This window comes from Streptomyces lacrimifluminis, from assembly GCF_014646095.1.
Classification (GTDB): Bacteria; Actinomycetota; Actinomycetes; order Streptomycetales; family Streptomycetaceae; genus Streptomyces; species Streptomyces lacrimifluminis.
This window is the reverse complement of sequence record NZ_BMMU01000002.1, coordinates 45,724-60,353: the sequence shown is the minus strand read 5'-3', so window position 1 is coordinate 60,353 and position 14,630 is coordinate 45,724. Positions and strand designations below refer to the sequence as shown.

Here is a 14,630-nt window from a genome sequence, read left to right as displayed (position 1 = left end):
CAGCGGCGAACCGGGCCGCCCCCGACCCCGTACGGAGGAAACATGACCTTGGTGACAGGTGTCGTGGTGCTGGACTGCGCCGAGCCGGAGAAGCTCGCCGCCTTCTACAAGGAGCTGCTGGAGGCCGAGGAGACGGACGCGTCCGCCAACCGCATCGAGATCATGGGCGCCGAGGGAACCCGGATGGCGTTCCGTCGTGATGTGAACGCCACCCCGCCGAGCTGGCCCCGCCCCGAGAACTCCCTGCAGGTCCACCTCGAATTCCGGGTCGACGACCTCGACGCGGTGGAACGCATGGTGATCGGGCTGGGCGGACGCGCGCTGGAGACGAAGGACGCCGGCGGGCCGTTCGAGGAGCGGGGGTACGCCGACCCGGCCGGCCATTCGTTCACACTCTTCCGGGTCATGCCGACGGCCCCCAAGCAGCATTGACGGCTCGTAGGGGCAGGGCGGAGGCGGGCGGCACGCGGTCCGCGGACCGGCGGACCCGCGTGACCGTGCTGGTGGCGCTGGGCGCCAACCTGCTGATCGCCGCGGCCAAGGCTGCGGGCGGCCTCGTCACCGGGTCGCCCGCGCTCCTGTCCGAGGCCGCGCACTCGGTGGCCGACAGCCTCAACGAGGTATTCCTGCTCGCCGCCCTGCGCCGCAGCCGACGCCCCGCCGACCGGCGGCACCCCTTCGGCTACGGCAAGGAACGGTTCTTCTGGTCGCTGCTGGCGGCCGTCGGCATCTTCGTCATGGGCGGCTGCTTCTCCTTCTTCCAGGGCGTGGAGGCGCTCAGGAGCGATACGGAGGAGTCCTTCGGCGGCTATGTCGCGGGCCTGGTCGTGCTGGGCGTCGCGCTGCTCGCCGAGGGAGCCTCACTGCTGCGCGCTGTTCACCAGGCGCGCGGGGAGAGGGGGAAGGGGACAGCGGGCGGTACGGGTGCGCTGCGGGACCCCGCCCTTCGTACGGTGATCGCCGAGGACGGCACCGCAGTGCTCGGCGTGACGCTCGCCATCGTGGGCATGGCCCTGCACATGGTCACCGGGCAGGTCGTGTGGGAGGCGTCGGCCTCCATCGCCATCGGGGTGCTGCTGGTCTGCGTCGCCTGCTGGCTGGGCCGGGACGCGCGTGCCCAGCTCATCGGCGAGGCGGCCGATCCGGAACTGAGCCGCGAGGTCCGGACCCTGCTGGCCGCGCAGCCCGAGATCGACAGCGTGGAGGCGCTCTTCACCATGAAGATGGGGCTCGACTCCACCCTGGTGGCCGCCAGGATCGACCTCGTCCCCGGCCTCGACAGCGAACAGGTCGAGGAGGTCGCCGTACGCATCAAGCGCTCGGTAGCTCACGCGGTCCCCGAGACCGGCGAGATCTTTCTCGACGTCACCGACGCGGCGGCCAAGGAGGCGGCGCGAAGCCCCGCCGCGACGGGGGAGCGCGGCGGGGCCTGGGGCTCAGGTGCCCGGAGGTGAGGGGTTCATTCCTCCGGGCATCGAACTTGTTTTCGGCCGGCCGGGATCAGCTGCCGTCGGCCGGTTCGAGAACGAACACGGGTATCTCGCGGTCGGTCTTCTTCTGGTAATCGGCGTACTGCGGGAACGCGGCGACCGCCCGCTCCCACCACACGGACTTCTCCTCACCCGTCACCTCACGGGCGACCCTGTCCTGGCGCACCGGCCCGTCCTGGATGTCGACGTGCGGATCGGCGAGGACGTTGTAATACCAGACCGGATGCTTGGGCGCGCCGCCCAGCGAGGCGACCACCGCATACACCCCGTCGTGCTCCACCCGCATGAGCGGAGTCCGGCGGATCTTGCCGCTCCGGGCGCCCCGGGTGGTGAGCAGGACGACCGGCATGCCGGTGTCGAGCAGGGTCGTTCCCTCGGTGCCGCCGGAGCTCTCGTACAACTCCACCTGCTCACGCACCCACTGTGTCGGACTGGCTTCGTACTCGCCCTCAAGAGGCATGTAGTTCGTCCCATCGTCTCGTCGCGTGTGACTGTTGCGTACGAGGGTTCAACACGGGGACGGGGCGGATTCATCCGGGGGCGGCAGGACGGCGGCCGGGACATCGGCAGGGACCGTCGTCACGTAGGTGACACCACCATCCGTACCGCCAGCGCCATGATCACCGCACTGGACACCAGGGCCGTCACCAGCCGCCCGCGTCGGCCGGTCAGCGCCCGGCCGAGCAGTGCGCCGCCGGAGGCGATGAGCACCTGCCAACTGGCCGAGGCGAGGAACGCCGCGAGGACGAACACCCCCTGCTCCCAGGCGGACACGGCGTCCGAGGCCCGGCTGCCGAGGACCAGCGCGGCGAAGTAGATCACGGTGGTGGGATTGAGCAGCGTGATGCCGACCAGCATGAGGAACGCCCGCAGCGGGCTCGGCGGTGTCGGGTCGGCCCGTACGGCGAGCCGGCCGCCACGGTACTGGCGCAGCGCGATGATCCCGCCCCGGACCGCGAGGGCGGCCAGTACCAGGGCGGAGGCCCAGCGCAGCGGCACCAGCACCGGCTGGAGGGCGCCGGCCAGGGCGGTGCCCCCGAGCGTGGCCAGCAGGGCGTAGAGACCGTCGGCGGCGGCGACACCGAGCGCCGCGCAGACACCGGTCCTGAGGGACGTACGTGCGGTGAGGGAGACGAGATAGGTCGTGACGGCTCCGACAGGGACGGCGATGCCGTACCCCGCGAGAAGCCCCGCGACGAGCGCGGCCGTCATGACCGGGGAAGCACGGGCCTCCAGGGGCGGCCGGGCTGCTGCTGGACCCGCACCGGGCGAGCGGTGGTGAGGGGCAGCGGCCGGGAGGCTTCGATCGTAGGCATGGCGTGATCCTGGGGCCAGGGACCGGAGGCCGGCAACTCATTTAGGGTTTCCGGATGACCGAGACGTCCGCACAGGCCTCGAAACCCTTCCTCTACGTCGTCGTCTGCGCCGCCGGTGTCGCCTCCGGCATCAGCAAGTTGATCACCGCCGCCGAGGAACGGGACTGGGAGGTCGGGGTCATCGCGACCCCCCTCGCCCTGGGGTTCTTCGACACGGACGCCGTCGGGACACAGACCGGACGCCCGATCCGGTCCGCCTGGCGCAGGCCCGGTGATCCGCGGCCCTTCCCGGCCCCCGACGCCGTGCTCGTCGCGCCCGCCACCTTCAACACCGTCAACAAGTGGTCGGCCGGCATCGCCGACACCCTCGCCCTGGGCACCCTGTGCGAGGCGCACGGGCTGGGGGTGCCGATCGCCGTACTGCCGTGCGTGGGCGACGCGTTGGCCGCCCATCCCGCGTACCGGGCGAGCCTGGAACGGCTGCGCGGGATGGGAGTGCGGTTCGCGGATCCGTATGCCGGAGACGTCCAACAGGGCGATGTGCGACCGGAGTTCGGGTGGGAGCGAGGGCTGGAACTGCTCGGCGCACGGTGACGTCCAGGGGGCGCCGACGGGCAGTCGACACCCTCGTGATCCGGTCCGGTCAGCGGGTCCGGCGGACGTAGTCGGCGCTGCCCGGTGTCGACACCTCGACATCCCTGCGCACGATGCTCAGCCTGTCGCCGAAGGCCGCGCGGGCCTTGCGCAGCCCGGAGTCGGTGTACTCGATCACGACCACCCGGTCGTCGAACGCCTCCGCGTACTCCCCGCACTCGTCGTACTCGCCGCACTCCTCCGCGACCGCGAAGTCCAGTCCGGCCCTTTTCCTGAGCCCGGCCAGTTCCACGGTGTTCTTCTGGCCGATGGCCAGCCCACGGGCGTGCGCGTGCCGGGAGAGGAGGGTGATGAAGGCGGTGGCGTCGGCGGCGCTGAGAAGGCCGTCGGAGCGGGTGTAGCTGTCGTAGTTGTCGGGCTCGACCGCGTCGAAGCCCTTGTCGGCGCAGCCGTCGATCCACTCGCTCACCCGCGCCGCGATCCGCTTCCGCTTCACCGCCGTGCCGATGTCGAGCAGGGCCTCGTCCCAGTCGTCGTCGACGACGGTCTCGCCGTTCGTGTCCCGCAGCAGCAGGTCGGCGGGCCACGACTTCTCGGCACCGGGCTGCGCCTGGAAGGCGTTGACGTAGCAGATGTTGTAGAGGCCGGGCGCGGGAGTCGCCGTACGGTCGCGGCTGACGATGCGCACGCCCGCCGGGGGCGGGTAGGCGCCGCCGATCTGGTAGTCGAAGCCGGCGTGTGGCGGCGGCAGTTCGACCGTGGCCGACGTGGTGGGCGAAGGTGTCGACCCGGCCTCGGCGCCGTTCCTCGCCCCCGGCGGGCCACCGCACGAGGTCAGTCCCCACACGGCCGCGCAGACGGTCGTCAGTACGACCGCCGCCGTGCCGCGGCCTCCGGCACGGGGTACACCCTCGACGGGCATGTCCGCTCCATCGGTCGCGGGTACGACCACTACCGGCTGGCCGCACCTCTGTGCACCGGGCACGCGGCCCGGCACGGTCAGGATCAAAGCGTCCGGCACGCCCGCAGTCAAATGGGCTCCGGTGCGCGGACGTCCACGGCAGACCCGTCGGAGGACGGCACGGGCCGCGCCCAACTCCGCGACACGCCGGCCGGGTCGGTGGAGTTGCTGGACGGTACGCCGGGCCCATGATCAGGTCAGGACGTACGCTGCCTCTCGTACCCCACCCGAGGACGGGAGAGCAGCAACGATGCAGTACGTGAAGCTCGGTTCGACGGGTCTGGACGTGTCGCGGATCTGTCTGGGCTGCATGAGTTACGGCGTTCCCGACCGCGGCAACCACCCGTGGACCCTCGACGAGCAGGCGTCCCGCCCGCTGATCCGCCAGGCCCTCGACGCCGGGATCACCTTCTTCGACACGGCGAACGTCTACTCCGACGGCACCAGCGAGGAGATCGTCGGCAAAGCGCTCGCCGACTTCGCCCGCCGCGACGAGATCGTGCTGGCCACGAAGGTGCACGGCCGGATGCGGCCAGGCCCCAACAGTGGCGGCCTGTCCCGCAAGGCGATCCTGAGCGAGATCGACCACAGCCTCACCCGCCTCGGCACCGACTACGTCGACCTCTACCAGATCCATCGCTACGACTCCGTCACCCCGGTCGAGGAGACGATGGAGGCCCTGCACGACGTCGTCAAGGCGGGCAAGGCCCGTTACATCGGGGCGAGTTCGATGTACGCATGGCAGCTCTCCAAGGCCCAGTACACGGCCCGGGAGCACGGCTGGACCCGGTTCGTGTCGATGCAGAACCACTACAACCTTCTCTACCGCGAGGAGGAGCGCGAGATGCTGCCCCTCTGCGCCGACCAGGGCGTCGGCGTCCTGCCCTGGAGCCCGCTGGCCCGCGGCCGGCTCACCCGCGACTGGGACACCACCACCGGGCGCAGTGAGACCGACACCTTCGGCAGCACCCTCTACCCGGAGGGCGACCGTACGATCGTCGACGCGGTCGCCCGCATCGCGGCTCAGCGGGACGTCCCGCGTGCCCGGGTCGCCCTGGCCTGGCTGCTGCACCAGAGCCCGGTGACCGCCCCGATCGTCGGCGCCACCAAGGCGCACCACATCGACGACGCGGTGGCCGCCGTCGACCTCGACCTGACCGACAAGGAGATCGAGGAACTGGGGCAGCCGTACACCCCGCACCCGGTCAGCGGCCACTGACCGGACCGCTGCGACGCGTCAGTGCGGTGCGGATGCCGACCCGAACTCCGTACCGCACGGCCCCGCGCCCTCGCTCTCGCGCAGCCGGACCCGGTCGCCGTTCATGGAGATCGTGCGGTAGAAGGGCCCGATGCGCTCGGCCGAGCGGCCCACGTAGTGCCCGATGAACGAACGGCGGAACCGGTCGGCGCTCCGGTTGGGCTGCGAGCCGTGCACCAGGCTGCCGTTGAAGAACAGGACGTCGCCCGGGGCCATGTCGACCGGCACCGTGACCAGACCGGGCGGCGGGGGCACGTACTCCCGGGCGAAGGAGACACCCGCGTCCGCCTCCTCCGGGCAGAACACGTCCATGCGGTGGGTGCCCGGCACGACCTCAAGGCCGCCGTTCTCCCGGTCGATCGGCTCGCAGGCGATCCACGCGGCCACACAGGTGCCCGGCTCGACCCGCAGATAGAAGTTGTCCTGGTGCAGCGCCTGCCCCCGGGCGCCGGGCGGCTTGAAATAGAACATGCTCTGCGCGGCCAGTACCTCCTCGCCGAGCAGTACCTCCAGGACCGCGCGCAGCCGGGGATCCAGCAGCCAGCCGAGAGACGGCTCGTGGAACTCGTGGGGCTGCAGCACGCGCGGATACGCGTCCAGCGGATCGGCCGGGCGCCCGTCCTGCCCGGCCGGGCGCGGCTCGAAATGCCCCGGCACCGGACCCGCCGCGTGCAGCGCCGTGAACTCGGCGCGGAGCGCGGCGATCTCGTCGTACCCGAACAGACCCCGCACAACGGTGAATCCGTCCTCCTCGAACCTCCGGCGCTCCTCCTCCGGCAGGATGGGAGCGTCGGAGGTATCGATATCTGCGACTGTCATGGTCGGCTCCTTCGATCCGCTGTAACCGGCTGCCAGGCTAGGGTTTCCGCACCCTGGGGAGGATGCCCATGAACGCTGACGGATTGCCCGAGACCGCTGTCTCCGCACCACCGCCCGGTCTGGTGACCGTCGGGCGCTACGACGAGGGGCCCGGGTACGCCGTCAACCGGCCGCAGGGCGCCGACAGCTGGCTGTTCACCTGGACGACGGACGGTCACGGTCTGTTGGCCCAGGGCGCGGCCGAGACACGGGCCGACGCCGGGGCCCTCGTCGTCCTCGGTCCCGGGGTGCCCCACCGCTACCTGGTCCGGCCGGGTGCCCGGCACTGGCGGTTCTGGTGGGCGCACTGCCAGGCCCGCCCGTCATGGACGGCCTGGCTGAGCCCGTACGCCGTCGGGGACGGAATGTACGTCGTCGCCCCTGTTCCGGAAGGCCTGCACGACCGCATGGCGACGGCGTTCGCGCGCATGCTGTCGGACGCCCGCTGGCCGGGCAGTGACACCCGGCCACCCGGATCCTCCGCCGCGTCCGACGGCCCTACAGCCGTCGCACACGGCGCCGCCGCCCGGGAGCTCGCCCTCTGTTCCCTGGAGGAGATCGTTTTGCTGGCCTCGGCAGCCGCCCGCCCCCTTCCGGAACGGCCGGGTGTCGACCCCCGGGTGAGCCGGGCGGAAGCGCTCATCGCCGCCGACCCCGCCGGCCCGCACACCGTCCGGTCGCTCGCCGAGGAGGTCGCGCTCTCACCGTCGCGGTTCGCCCACCTGTTCACCGAGCAGCTCGGCCGGTCCCCGATGCGGGCGGTGCGCGAGGCCCGCCTGTGCCACGCGGCCCGGTTGCTGGAGGCCACCGACCTGCCGGTGGAACGGGTCGCCTTCGCCTCCGGTTTCGCCAGCCCGTTCCACTTCAACCGGGTGTTCCGCGAGCGCCACGGGACGCCGCCGGGCGCGTACCGGGCACTGTGCAGGCGCGATCCCGCGGAAATCGCGCCCGCTATTGGTTTCACGGCCGCTCCCGGACGGAGAGGTGAAGGAACCGGTCAACTGTCATGACGAGGCCGTACCTTGCGGCGGCTGACGGCGTGCCCGGAACCATGAGCTGCACAAACGCACAAGAGGCGGGGACAGGACACCATGGGCGGGCGGTTTTGCGCCATCGGTGGAGGCCGTCCCTCAATGGTTGCGAAACATCCCTGAGTGAAGTGAATACCGTTTGCAATGAGGATGTTGATACAGTGGCAATCCCTAAAGGTGCATCCCATTGACACGCCGTCAACCGCTTTTGGGTCACAGTGCAATGCGGAAATCGGCGTGATCTCTTGTTACGGCTCGATGAGCTGTGCAAAGGTGTGCACGTCGGCGTGCGGACGATCTTTTTCCGCTGCACGCACGCGACGCCCCCGCTGACTCCCCGCTCCAAAAGAGCTGTCCGCTGCGGGTGTTCGCGATGCCGATTCCCCGTTTGGTCGGATCCTGTCGTTTCGTCGGCAGGGTCGCATACCCCTAGGTATGGACTAAAACCCGCGTTGTCCGTGGAGGAATACAGACGTGAAAGACGCAGGCCTGTCGAATTCCCCTACGCCGGTTCCCGCGTACGACGCTTCGGATGTCGAACTCAGCGCGGAGCTGAAGAAGTGGACGGGGACGACGCCCGCGCTCCATCCCGTCGGTGAACTGCTCGACCGGCACTGGGAAGCAGCCTTCGCCTATGCCCGTCTGTGCACCAGCGGCCCGCGTCCCGCCGGAATGCTCACCACGGCCGCGTTCACCCGCCTCTTCGGGGAATCCCTGCGCCAGAGCGGCCCCACCTCCGCCTGGCGGCCCCACCTCCTGGTCACCGTGCGCCGGCTGGCGGCGGAGTGGGAGGGCGACCACCGCCACGACATGCTCCACCCCGAGCTGCGCTCCAGACCCGGCGGCGAAAGCCGCGTCGCCGCCCGGCTGTTGCCCGCGCCCGACCGTCGGCTGCTCTCCAGGGCGTTCCAGAACCTCCCGCAGTCCGCGCGCTGCCTGCTGTGGCACGCGGAGGTCGAGGCCGAACCGCTGGAGATACCCGCCGGCCTGCTGGGCCTGAGCGTGACGGACGCCGCCGTGGAACTCGGCCGGGCCCGCGGACGTCTGCGCGAGGAGTGCCTGCACGTCCACCGCGAGGTCGTGCCCCAGGAGGAGTGCCGCCGCTACATCCGGCTGATCGACGTCACCTGCCGCCGCCGCAGCTTCGACATCGACCCCGACCTCGCCAAGCACCTCGCCGACTGCATGCACTGCCGGTACGCCGCCGACCAGTTGAACCAGTTCAACGGCGACCTCGCCCTCGCGCTGGCCGAGGGGGTCCTCGGCTGGGGTGCGCGCGCCTATCTGGAGTCCCGCCCGGGACGCGCCGCGGAGAGCGCCATCGTGGAGGTCGAGCAGGCCCCGGTCATCGAGATGGCCACGGCCGAGAGCGTGCTCCCGGTCCCGCGTGTCCTGGCCCAGGCGCCGCCCATGCCCACCAACGCGCCCGTCTCCACCGCGCTGGCCGTCCGCCCCGGATCGCACCGGTCCGCGCACAAGGCGGCCCGGCGCGCGGTCCGTCGCCGCAACCGTGTCCTGGCTGTCGTGACCGTGAGCGCGCTGGTCCTCGTCCCGCTGGTCCTGTGGTCCGTCCTGGGTACGGACGACGAGGACGGCCCGACCGCCGAGACCAGCCCCGCGGACTCCGCCACCAACGGCTCCGGCACGGCCGACGACGACCCTTCCTGGATCGGAAAGGGCGAGACCACGAAGGGCGCCCTGCGCGGCCGACTGCACAACGTCGAGTCCGGACTGTGCATCGGCGTCGTCGGCGGCAAGGCCGTCAGGGGCGCGGAGACCGAGCTGACCGGCTGCTCGTCGGCGGCCGGCCAGGAGTGGTCGTACGAGACCGACGGCCTGCTGCGCAACGCAGCCGCCCCGGACCTCTGCCTCGACTCCCACCTCGGCTACTCGGTCACACTCGCCCCGTGCACGGGCACGGCCCAGCCCGCCGCCAAGAACGTGCGCTACGACTTCACCCTCCAGGGCACCCTGGTCCCGCGCTGGGACCAGGAGCTGGCGCTGGCGCCCGCAGACGCCGGGAGCGACGCGCCGCTGGTCCTGAAGCCGCGCGAGGAGACCGCCGACCAGCACTGGGTCTTCGACTCGTCGGCACCCTCGCTCCAGATGGAGGCCGTCAACTGGGACGCCGCCGGCGATGCCGGACCTCCGGCCGTCAAGACGAGCCCCGAGCCCTCGACGACCCCGACGCCGACCCCGACCCCCACCCCCACACCGGCCCAGCCGTCCCCGACACCGTCGGTGACCCGGCCGACCCCCTCGGCCTCGCACCCGACGAACGTGCCCTGCTACTACTACGGGCACGAAAACTGCGGGAACGGCCCGTACGGAAACCCCAGCGGCGGCTACGGCTACGGCTACGGCGGCGGACACGGCGGCTGGGGCGGCCGGTGACGTGACGACCGGGACGCGCCCGGCCCTCAGCCCCCGAGAACCATCAGCGAGCCCCACAACGCCACCGTGGCCGGGATCAGCGTGGCCGGTACGGAGATCAGCCCGAGCCGGGTGAACTCCCCGATCCCGACGTCGTGTTCGTGCTGGTGGACGATGCGCCGCCACAGCAGGGTCGCCAGCGATCCGGCGTACGTCAGGTTCGGACCGATGTTCACCCCGAGCAGCACGGCGAGCACCGCGCCGGGACCGGCCGTGGCGGTCAGCGGCAGCAGCACGAGCACCGCGGGCAGGTTGTTGATCAGATTGGCGAGTACGGCGGCCAGCACGGCGATCCCGAGCAGCGCGGCCAGCCCGGTCCCGTCGGGCAGCACCCGGCCGAGCGCGTCCGCGAGCCCGTTGTCCACGACCGCGCGGACGACGACGCCCAGCGCCAGCACGAACGCGAGGAACCCGGGCGCCGTGGCCCGCAGCACCGTCAGTGGGGTGGCCTGCCGCCGCAGAAGCGCGCGTCCGGCGAGCACGAGCGCCCCCGCCAGGGCGGCCCACGCGGGATCCACGCCCAGCGCGGAGGCCACGACGAACCCGGCCAGCGTGCAGGCCACGGTGACGAGGGCGAACAGGGGGAGCGGGGGCACGTCTGCCGTGTCTGTGCCCGTGTCCGCGGGCCAGGTGTCCGGCGCCGGCGCGGCCAGGTCGGCGGCGAAGAACCGCCGGAACACCAGGTACTCGGCGCCGATCGCGACCAGCCAGGGCAGTGTCATCAGCGCGGCGAACCGGGTGAAGCTCAGGCCGCTCGCGCTGAACGCCAGCAGGTTGGTGAGGTTGGAGACCGGCAGCAGCAGCGACGCCGTGTTCGACAGATGCGCGCAGGCGTAGGAGTGCGGCTTGGGCCTGACCCCCGTCCGGGCGGCCGTCGCGAACACCACCGGCGTGAGCAGCACGATGGTGGCGTCCAGACTCAGTACGGCAGTGATCGCCGAGGCGAGCACGAAGACCGAGGTCAGCAGCCGTTTGGGCCGGTTCCTCGCCCACCGGGCCATCCACGCGCCGCAGGCCCGGAAGAGCCCCTCCACATCGCAGAAGTGGGCCAGCACCAGCACCGCCGCGAGGAAGCCGACCACCGGCCCGAGCCGCTCGGCCTCCTCCCACGCGTGAGCCGGCGAGATGGCACCGGTGACGACCACGAGCCCGGCGGCAGGAACGGCCACGACCGCCTCCGGCAGCCCGAAGGGGCGGACAACGGCGCAGGCCAGGACGGCGACGAGCAGGACGACGGACAGGGCCTCGGCGGACGGGGCGTTCAGGGTTCGGTCCTCCGGGACAGGGACGTCGGTACCCGCCCATGAAAGCAGGCTCCGTTCACCGGCCCCTCCACCGGCCCCTCCACCGGGTCAGGGGCCGGTACCGGGACCGAAGACCGTCAGGAACACCGACGACCTGTTCCCGCCGACCGGGACATCGCCCTTCTCCCACGTCACCTTCAGCTGTTCCCGCTCGTCCGGCGGGGTCACCAGCAACTCGGCCGGAGTCGCCGTCTCGGCCTCGCTGAGCTCCGGGTTCGTGAAACTCAGGCCTGCCCAGGCACTCTCGCCGGGGGCAAGACGGACCGTCGTCAGTTCGGCGTCGGAGCGCTTCGGGAGGAGGCCCAGCTGTTTGCCGGCCCCGTCCACGAAGGCGACGCCCGGGTAGCCGCGCAGGGTGCAGGTGCGGGTGGAGTCGTTGGTGAGGACGACGGGGAAGTTCTTCTGCCCGGCACCCGGATCGAGGCGCCCGACCGAGGCGCGCAGCTCCGAGGTACGGCACCGGGTGTCGCCGGTCGACGGGACGGTCGTCGCTGTGGGGACAGTCGACGCAGAGGCTGTCGACGGGACGGTCGTGCCGCCGCTGTCGCTGCCGCAGGCCCCGAGGAGGACCGGTAACGCGATCGAGGTCGTGAGCAGCGCTGCCCGGTGGGCCGGCCGGGTGGTACGGAAGGTCGCCATGTCCACACTCCTGGAAGTCACTGCGCGTACGGCGTCTCGTGCACCGTCACGAGTGTCCGGTGGGACCGGAACCTAAAAGTCCGGCACGGTACCGAATCAAGCCGTCGTCAGTGAGCGCCGGGACTCATATCTCGTCCGTCAGGGACAATTCCGCCCAGATGGTCTTCCCGTCGGGCGTGTGGCGGCTGCCCCACCGCTCGGTGAGCTGGGCGACCAGCAGCAGACCGCGGCCCCCCTCGTCGAAGGTCTTGGCACGCCGCAGGTGCGGGGCGGTGTGGCTGGAGTCGGAGACCTCGCAGATCAGGATGGCCGCGTCATGGATGAGCCGCAGCCGGATGGGGTGCGAGCCGTAGCGGATGGCGTTGGTGACCAGCTCGCTCACCACCAGTTCGGTGGTGAACGAGGCCTCGCTCAGGTCCCAGACGTCGAGTTGCTCGCCGACCTGCTTGCGGATCGGCCCGACGAGCGACGGGTCGGCCGGGATGTCCCACGTCGTGACACGGGAGGCCGGCAGGCCCTGGGTGCGGGCCAGCAGCAGCGCCACGTCGTCCGCCGCGCCGCCCGGCGGAAGCAGGGATTGCAGGATGCGGTCGCACGTCTCGTCGAGCGAGTCCGCGTACGCCGCCAGCGCGTCGCACAACATCTGGTGACCGGCGTCGATGTCCCGTTCGCGGCTCTCGATCAGCCCGTCGGTGTAGAAGGCGAGGACCGTGCCCTCGGCCAGATCCAGTTCCGTGGACTCGAACGGCAGCCCGCCCAGACCCAGCGGCGGACCGGCGGGCAGCCGCACCTGCCGGGGAACGCCGCCAGGGGTGAGCATGACCGGCGGGGGATGTCCGGCGCGGGCCAGGGTGCAGCGCCGCGACACCGGGTCGTACACCGCGTACAGACAGGTCGCCCCGACCTCGCCCGGGCCGCCCTCGCTGCCGGCCTCGGCGGACAGCCGTACGACGAGGTCGTCGAGGTGGGTGAGCAGTTCGTCCGGGGCGAGGTCGATGTCGGCGAGCGTGCGCACGGCGGTGCGCAGCCTGCCCATGGTGGCGGAGGCCTGGATGCCGTGGCCGACCACGTCCCCGACGACCATCGCGACCCGCATACCGGACAGCGGGATCACGTCGAACCAGTCGCCGCCCACCCCGGCCCGCGCCGCCGGGAGATAGCGGGAGGCGGCTTCGAGGGCGGCGGTGCGCGGCAGGGTCCGGGGGAGCAGGCTGCGTTGCAGGGCGAGGGCGGTGTCGCGTTCGCGGGAGAACCGGCGGGCGTTGTCGATGCAGACGGCGGCCCGGGCCGTCACCTCCTCGGCCAGCAGCGCGTCGTCGGCCGTGAACGGGTCGGGCCGCCGGTACCGGGTCAGGACGGCGACGCCGAGCGTGGTGCCGCGCGCCGTGATGGGCACGGACATCATGGAGTGGATGCCGAATTCCTTCACCCGGTTGAGGCGGGCCTTGTCCCAGGCCAGCCGCTGTTCGAGATCGTCGGCGGGCAGGGTGGCCACGATGGTGCGGCCCGCGAGGAGGGAGTCGGCCTGGGGCGAGAAGGCGGGGTACTCGTCCAGTTGTCCCGGCTTGGCCACGGCTTCGGGGCTGCCCGGGATGATCGACCGGTGGGCGGCCCGGCGCAGGCTGAGGGGCGCCGTCAGTTCGGCCGGGCGGTGGTCGCCGCCGTGCTGCGGCGGGTCCAGCAGATCGACGCTGACGAAGTCGGCGAGCGCCGGGACGCAGACGTCCGCCAGCTCCTGCGCCGTGCGGTTGACGTCGAGAGTGGTGCCGATGCGCACGCTCGCCTCGTTGACCAGCTGAAGCCGCTCCCGGGCGAGGTACTGCTCGGTGAAGTCGTGGGCCGCGAGACAGACCCCCCGCACCCGCCCCTCGGCGTCCTTGAGCGGCGCCAGCCGCGCCAGCCAGGCGTGCGCGTGGTCCTCGCCGCCGGTGCGCAGATAGGTCTGGACGTCCTTGGCCCGGCCGCTGGTCAGCACGTCGAGCATGTGCTGCTCCAGCTCCGCGCTGCGCTCCCGGCCGCCTATCTCGGCGATTCTGAGCCCCCGGATGCGCTCCAGCGGCAGCCCGATGACCCCGGCCATGGCGTCGTTGACGCCGTGCAGCCGCAGCCGGTCGTCGTAGACGGCCGTCGCACAGGGCGCCTGGGCCAGCGCGGCCCGCATCAGCGGGTCGTCCGTGGGCCGCAAAGCGATCTCCAGGGGAGTGACGAGGAGCCAGTCGCCCCGGCCGCCGTCCGGGGCCGGCCGGTAGTGGGCGAGGAGCCAGGAGGACACCGTCCGGCCGTCGCGGTGACGCAGAGCGAGAGTGCCGTGCCAGATGTCCTCCGCCGGCCGCCCGGGGCCGTCCGAACCGTCGACGGCCAGCAGGGAAGCGGCGGGACGGCCCAGCACCTCGGCGGCCGACCACCCGAGCAGTCGGCGAGCACCCTCGTTCCAGCCGGTCAGGGAACCCCGTGCGTCGACGACGGCCCGCGCCGTGGCGGCATCGTCGAACGGGTACACCGGGCTCATGGTCGCCACTCCATCGTGAACACTCACAGTGAGCAAGGGATGTCACTGGTGTTCCACCCTAGTGCGTTCTGTCCCCGCGTGGTCGGGAACACCCCTGTCCCGGACCGGCGCGAAGGCCGCCGGGTTGGGCGTGATTCAGGCCGTTGTGACAGGTGAGGCCGAAGTACCTCTCCGGACTCTTGACGGGCGCATGTGCCGCACCGTCAGAATCTGTTTGTTAACGATCAGTTGTGAGTA

Annotated in this window: 13 protein-coding genes; 6 read left to right on the top strand and 7 right to left on the bottom strand. The window is 71.5% G+C overall.

Features of this window, described 5'->3' with window-relative positions; genetic code table 11:
• The first annotated feature begins 42 nt into the window (after positions 1-42).
• Together IEY89_RS03400 and IEY89_RS03395 are read left to right on the top strand one after the other, a co-directional pair.
• Positions 43-432, top strand: coding sequence for a VOC family protein (locus tag IEY89_RS03400; protein WP_189145746.1), 390 nt, complete (start codon positions 43-45; stop codon positions 430-432).
• The gene (locus tag IEY89_RS03395) at positions 429-1,454 is read left to right on the top strand and encodes a cation diffusion facilitator family transporter (protein ID WP_229695039.1); all 1,026 of its coding nucleotides are present in this window, start codon (positions 429-431) and stop codon (positions 1,452-1,454) included. Before IEY89_RS03400 ends, IEY89_RS03395 begins: the two co-directional genes overlap by 4 nt.
• A gap of 46 nt (positions 1,455-1,500) precedes the next feature.
• On the opposite strand, the gene IEY89_RS03390 is transcribed toward IEY89_RS03395, so the two are convergent.
• Positions 1,501-1,950: a nitroreductase family deazaflavin-dependent oxidoreductase gene (locus tag IEY89_RS03390; protein ID WP_189145745.1), complete on the bottom strand. Its 450-nt coding sequence runs from the start codon at positions 1,948-1,950 to the stop codon at positions 1,501-1,503.
• A 119-nt stretch (positions 1,951-2,069) separates the two neighbouring features.
• On the bottom strand, positions 2,070-2,702 hold the full coding sequence (locus IEY89_RS03385; RefSeq protein WP_189145744.1) for a LysE/ArgO family amino acid transporter: 633 nt from the start codon (positions 2,700-2,702) through the stop codon (positions 2,070-2,072).
• Positions 2,703-2,860: 158 nt separating this feature from the next.
• Between IEY89_RS03385 and IEY89_RS03380 the strand changes: the two genes are divergently transcribed.
• A complete protein-coding gene (locus IEY89_RS03380) occupies positions 2,861-3,400 on the top strand; it encodes a flavoprotein (RefSeq protein ID WP_189145743.1) in 540 nt (179 codons plus the stop codon).
• A gap of 49 nt (positions 3,401-3,449) precedes the next feature.
• On the opposite strand, the gene IEY89_RS03375 is transcribed toward IEY89_RS03380, so the two are convergent.
• The gene (locus IEY89_RS03375; RefSeq protein WP_189145742.1) at positions 3,450-4,322 is read right to left on the bottom strand and encodes an endo alpha-1,4 polygalactosaminidase; all 873 of its coding nucleotides are present in this window, start codon (positions 4,320-4,322) and stop codon (positions 3,450-3,452) included.
• A 289-nt stretch (positions 4,323-4,611) separates the two neighbouring features.
• On the opposite strand from IEY89_RS03375, the gene IEY89_RS03370 reads away from it, so the two are divergent.
• On the top strand, positions 4,612-5,580 hold the full coding sequence (locus tag IEY89_RS03370) for an aldo/keto reductase (RefSeq protein WP_189145741.1): 969 nt from the start codon (positions 4,612-4,614) through the stop codon (positions 5,578-5,580).
• An 18-nt stretch (positions 5,581-5,598) separates the two neighbouring features.
• On the opposite strand, the gene IEY89_RS03365 is transcribed toward IEY89_RS03370, so the two are convergent.
• On the bottom strand, positions 5,599-6,438 hold the full coding sequence (locus IEY89_RS03365; RefSeq protein WP_189145740.1) for a phytanoyl-CoA dioxygenase family protein: 840 nt from the start codon (positions 6,436-6,438) through the stop codon (positions 5,599-5,601).
• 68 nt (positions 6,439-6,506) lie between these two features.
• Between IEY89_RS03365 and IEY89_RS03360 the strand changes: the two genes are divergently transcribed.
• Complete coding sequence (locus IEY89_RS03360) at positions 6,507-7,487, top strand: helix-turn-helix domain-containing protein (protein ID WP_189145739.1); 981 nt, start codon at positions 6,507-6,509, stop codon at positions 7,485-7,487.
• 495 nt (positions 7,488-7,982) lie between these two features.
• Entirely contained in the window at positions 7,983-9,902 is a 1,920-nt protein-coding gene (locus IEY89_RS03355; RefSeq protein ID WP_189145738.1) for a ricin-type beta-trefoil lectin domain protein, read from the top strand.
• 26 nt (positions 9,903-9,928) lie between these two features.
• Here the strand turns inward: IEY89_RS03355 and IEY89_RS03350 are convergent, their stop codons facing one another.
• The 3 genes from IEY89_RS03350 to IEY89_RS03340 form a co-directional block, all read right to left on the bottom strand.
• The gene (locus IEY89_RS03350; protein ID WP_189146079.1) at positions 9,929-11,206 is read right to left on the bottom strand and encodes an arsenic transporter; all 1,278 of its coding nucleotides are present in this window, start codon (positions 11,204-11,206) and stop codon (positions 9,929-9,931) included.
• An 87-nt stretch (positions 11,207-11,293) separates the two neighbouring features.
• Positions 11,294-11,884, bottom strand: coding sequence for a DUF4232 domain-containing protein (locus tag IEY89_RS03345; protein ID WP_189145737.1), 591 nt, complete (start codon positions 11,882-11,884; stop codon positions 11,294-11,296).
• Between the two features lie 124 nt (positions 11,885-12,008).
• Positions 12,009-14,393 carry a SpoIIE family protein phosphatase gene (locus tag IEY89_RS03340; protein ID WP_189145736.1) on the bottom strand — a complete coding sequence of 795 codons (2,385 nt, stop codon included), beginning with the start codon at positions 14,391-14,393 and terminating at the stop codon, positions 12,009-12,011.
• Positions 14,394-14,630: the final 237 nt, after the last annotated feature.

What these genes read in the sequence shown, in the direction of transcription:
- IEY89_RS03400 (WP_189145746.1), top strand. Translation starts at nt 43, where the DNA reads ATGACCTTGGTGACAGGTGTCGTGGTGCTGGACTGCGCCGAGCCGGAG.
- IEY89_RS03390 (WP_189145745.1), bottom strand. Translation starts at nt 1,950, where the DNA reads ATGCCTCTTGAGGGCGAGTACGAAGCCAGTCCGACACAGTGGGTGCGT.
- IEY89_RS03385 (WP_189145744.1), bottom strand. Translation starts at nt 2,702, where the DNA reads ATGACGGCCGCGCTCGTCGCGGGGCTTCTCGCGGGGTACGGCATCGCC.
- IEY89_RS03380 (WP_189145743.1), top strand. Translation starts at nt 2,861, where the DNA reads ATGACCGAGACGTCCGCACAGGCCTCGAAACCCTTCCTCTACGTCGTC.
- IEY89_RS03375 (WP_189145742.1), bottom strand. Translation starts at nt 4,322, where the DNA reads ATGCCCGTCGAGGGTGTACCCCGTGCCGGAGGCCGCGGCACGGCGGCG.
- IEY89_RS03370 (WP_189145741.1), top strand. Translation starts at nt 4,612, where the DNA reads ATGCAGTACGTGAAGCTCGGTTCGACGGGTCTGGACGTGTCGCGGATC.
- IEY89_RS03365 (WP_189145740.1), bottom strand. Translation starts at nt 6,438, where the DNA reads ATGACAGTCGCAGATATCGATACCTCCGACGCTCCCATCCTGCCGGAG.
- IEY89_RS03360 (WP_189145739.1), top strand. Translation starts at nt 6,507, where the DNA reads ATGAACGCTGACGGATTGCCCGAGACCGCTGTCTCCGCACCACCGCCC.
- IEY89_RS03345 (WP_189145737.1), bottom strand. Translation starts at nt 11,884, where the DNA reads ATGGCGACCTTCCGTACCACCCGGCCGGCCCACCGGGCAGCGCTGCTC.
- IEY89_RS03340 (WP_189145736.1), bottom strand. Translation starts at nt 14,393, where the DNA reads ATGAGCCCGGTGTACCCGTTCGACGATGCCGCCACGGCGCGGGCCGTC.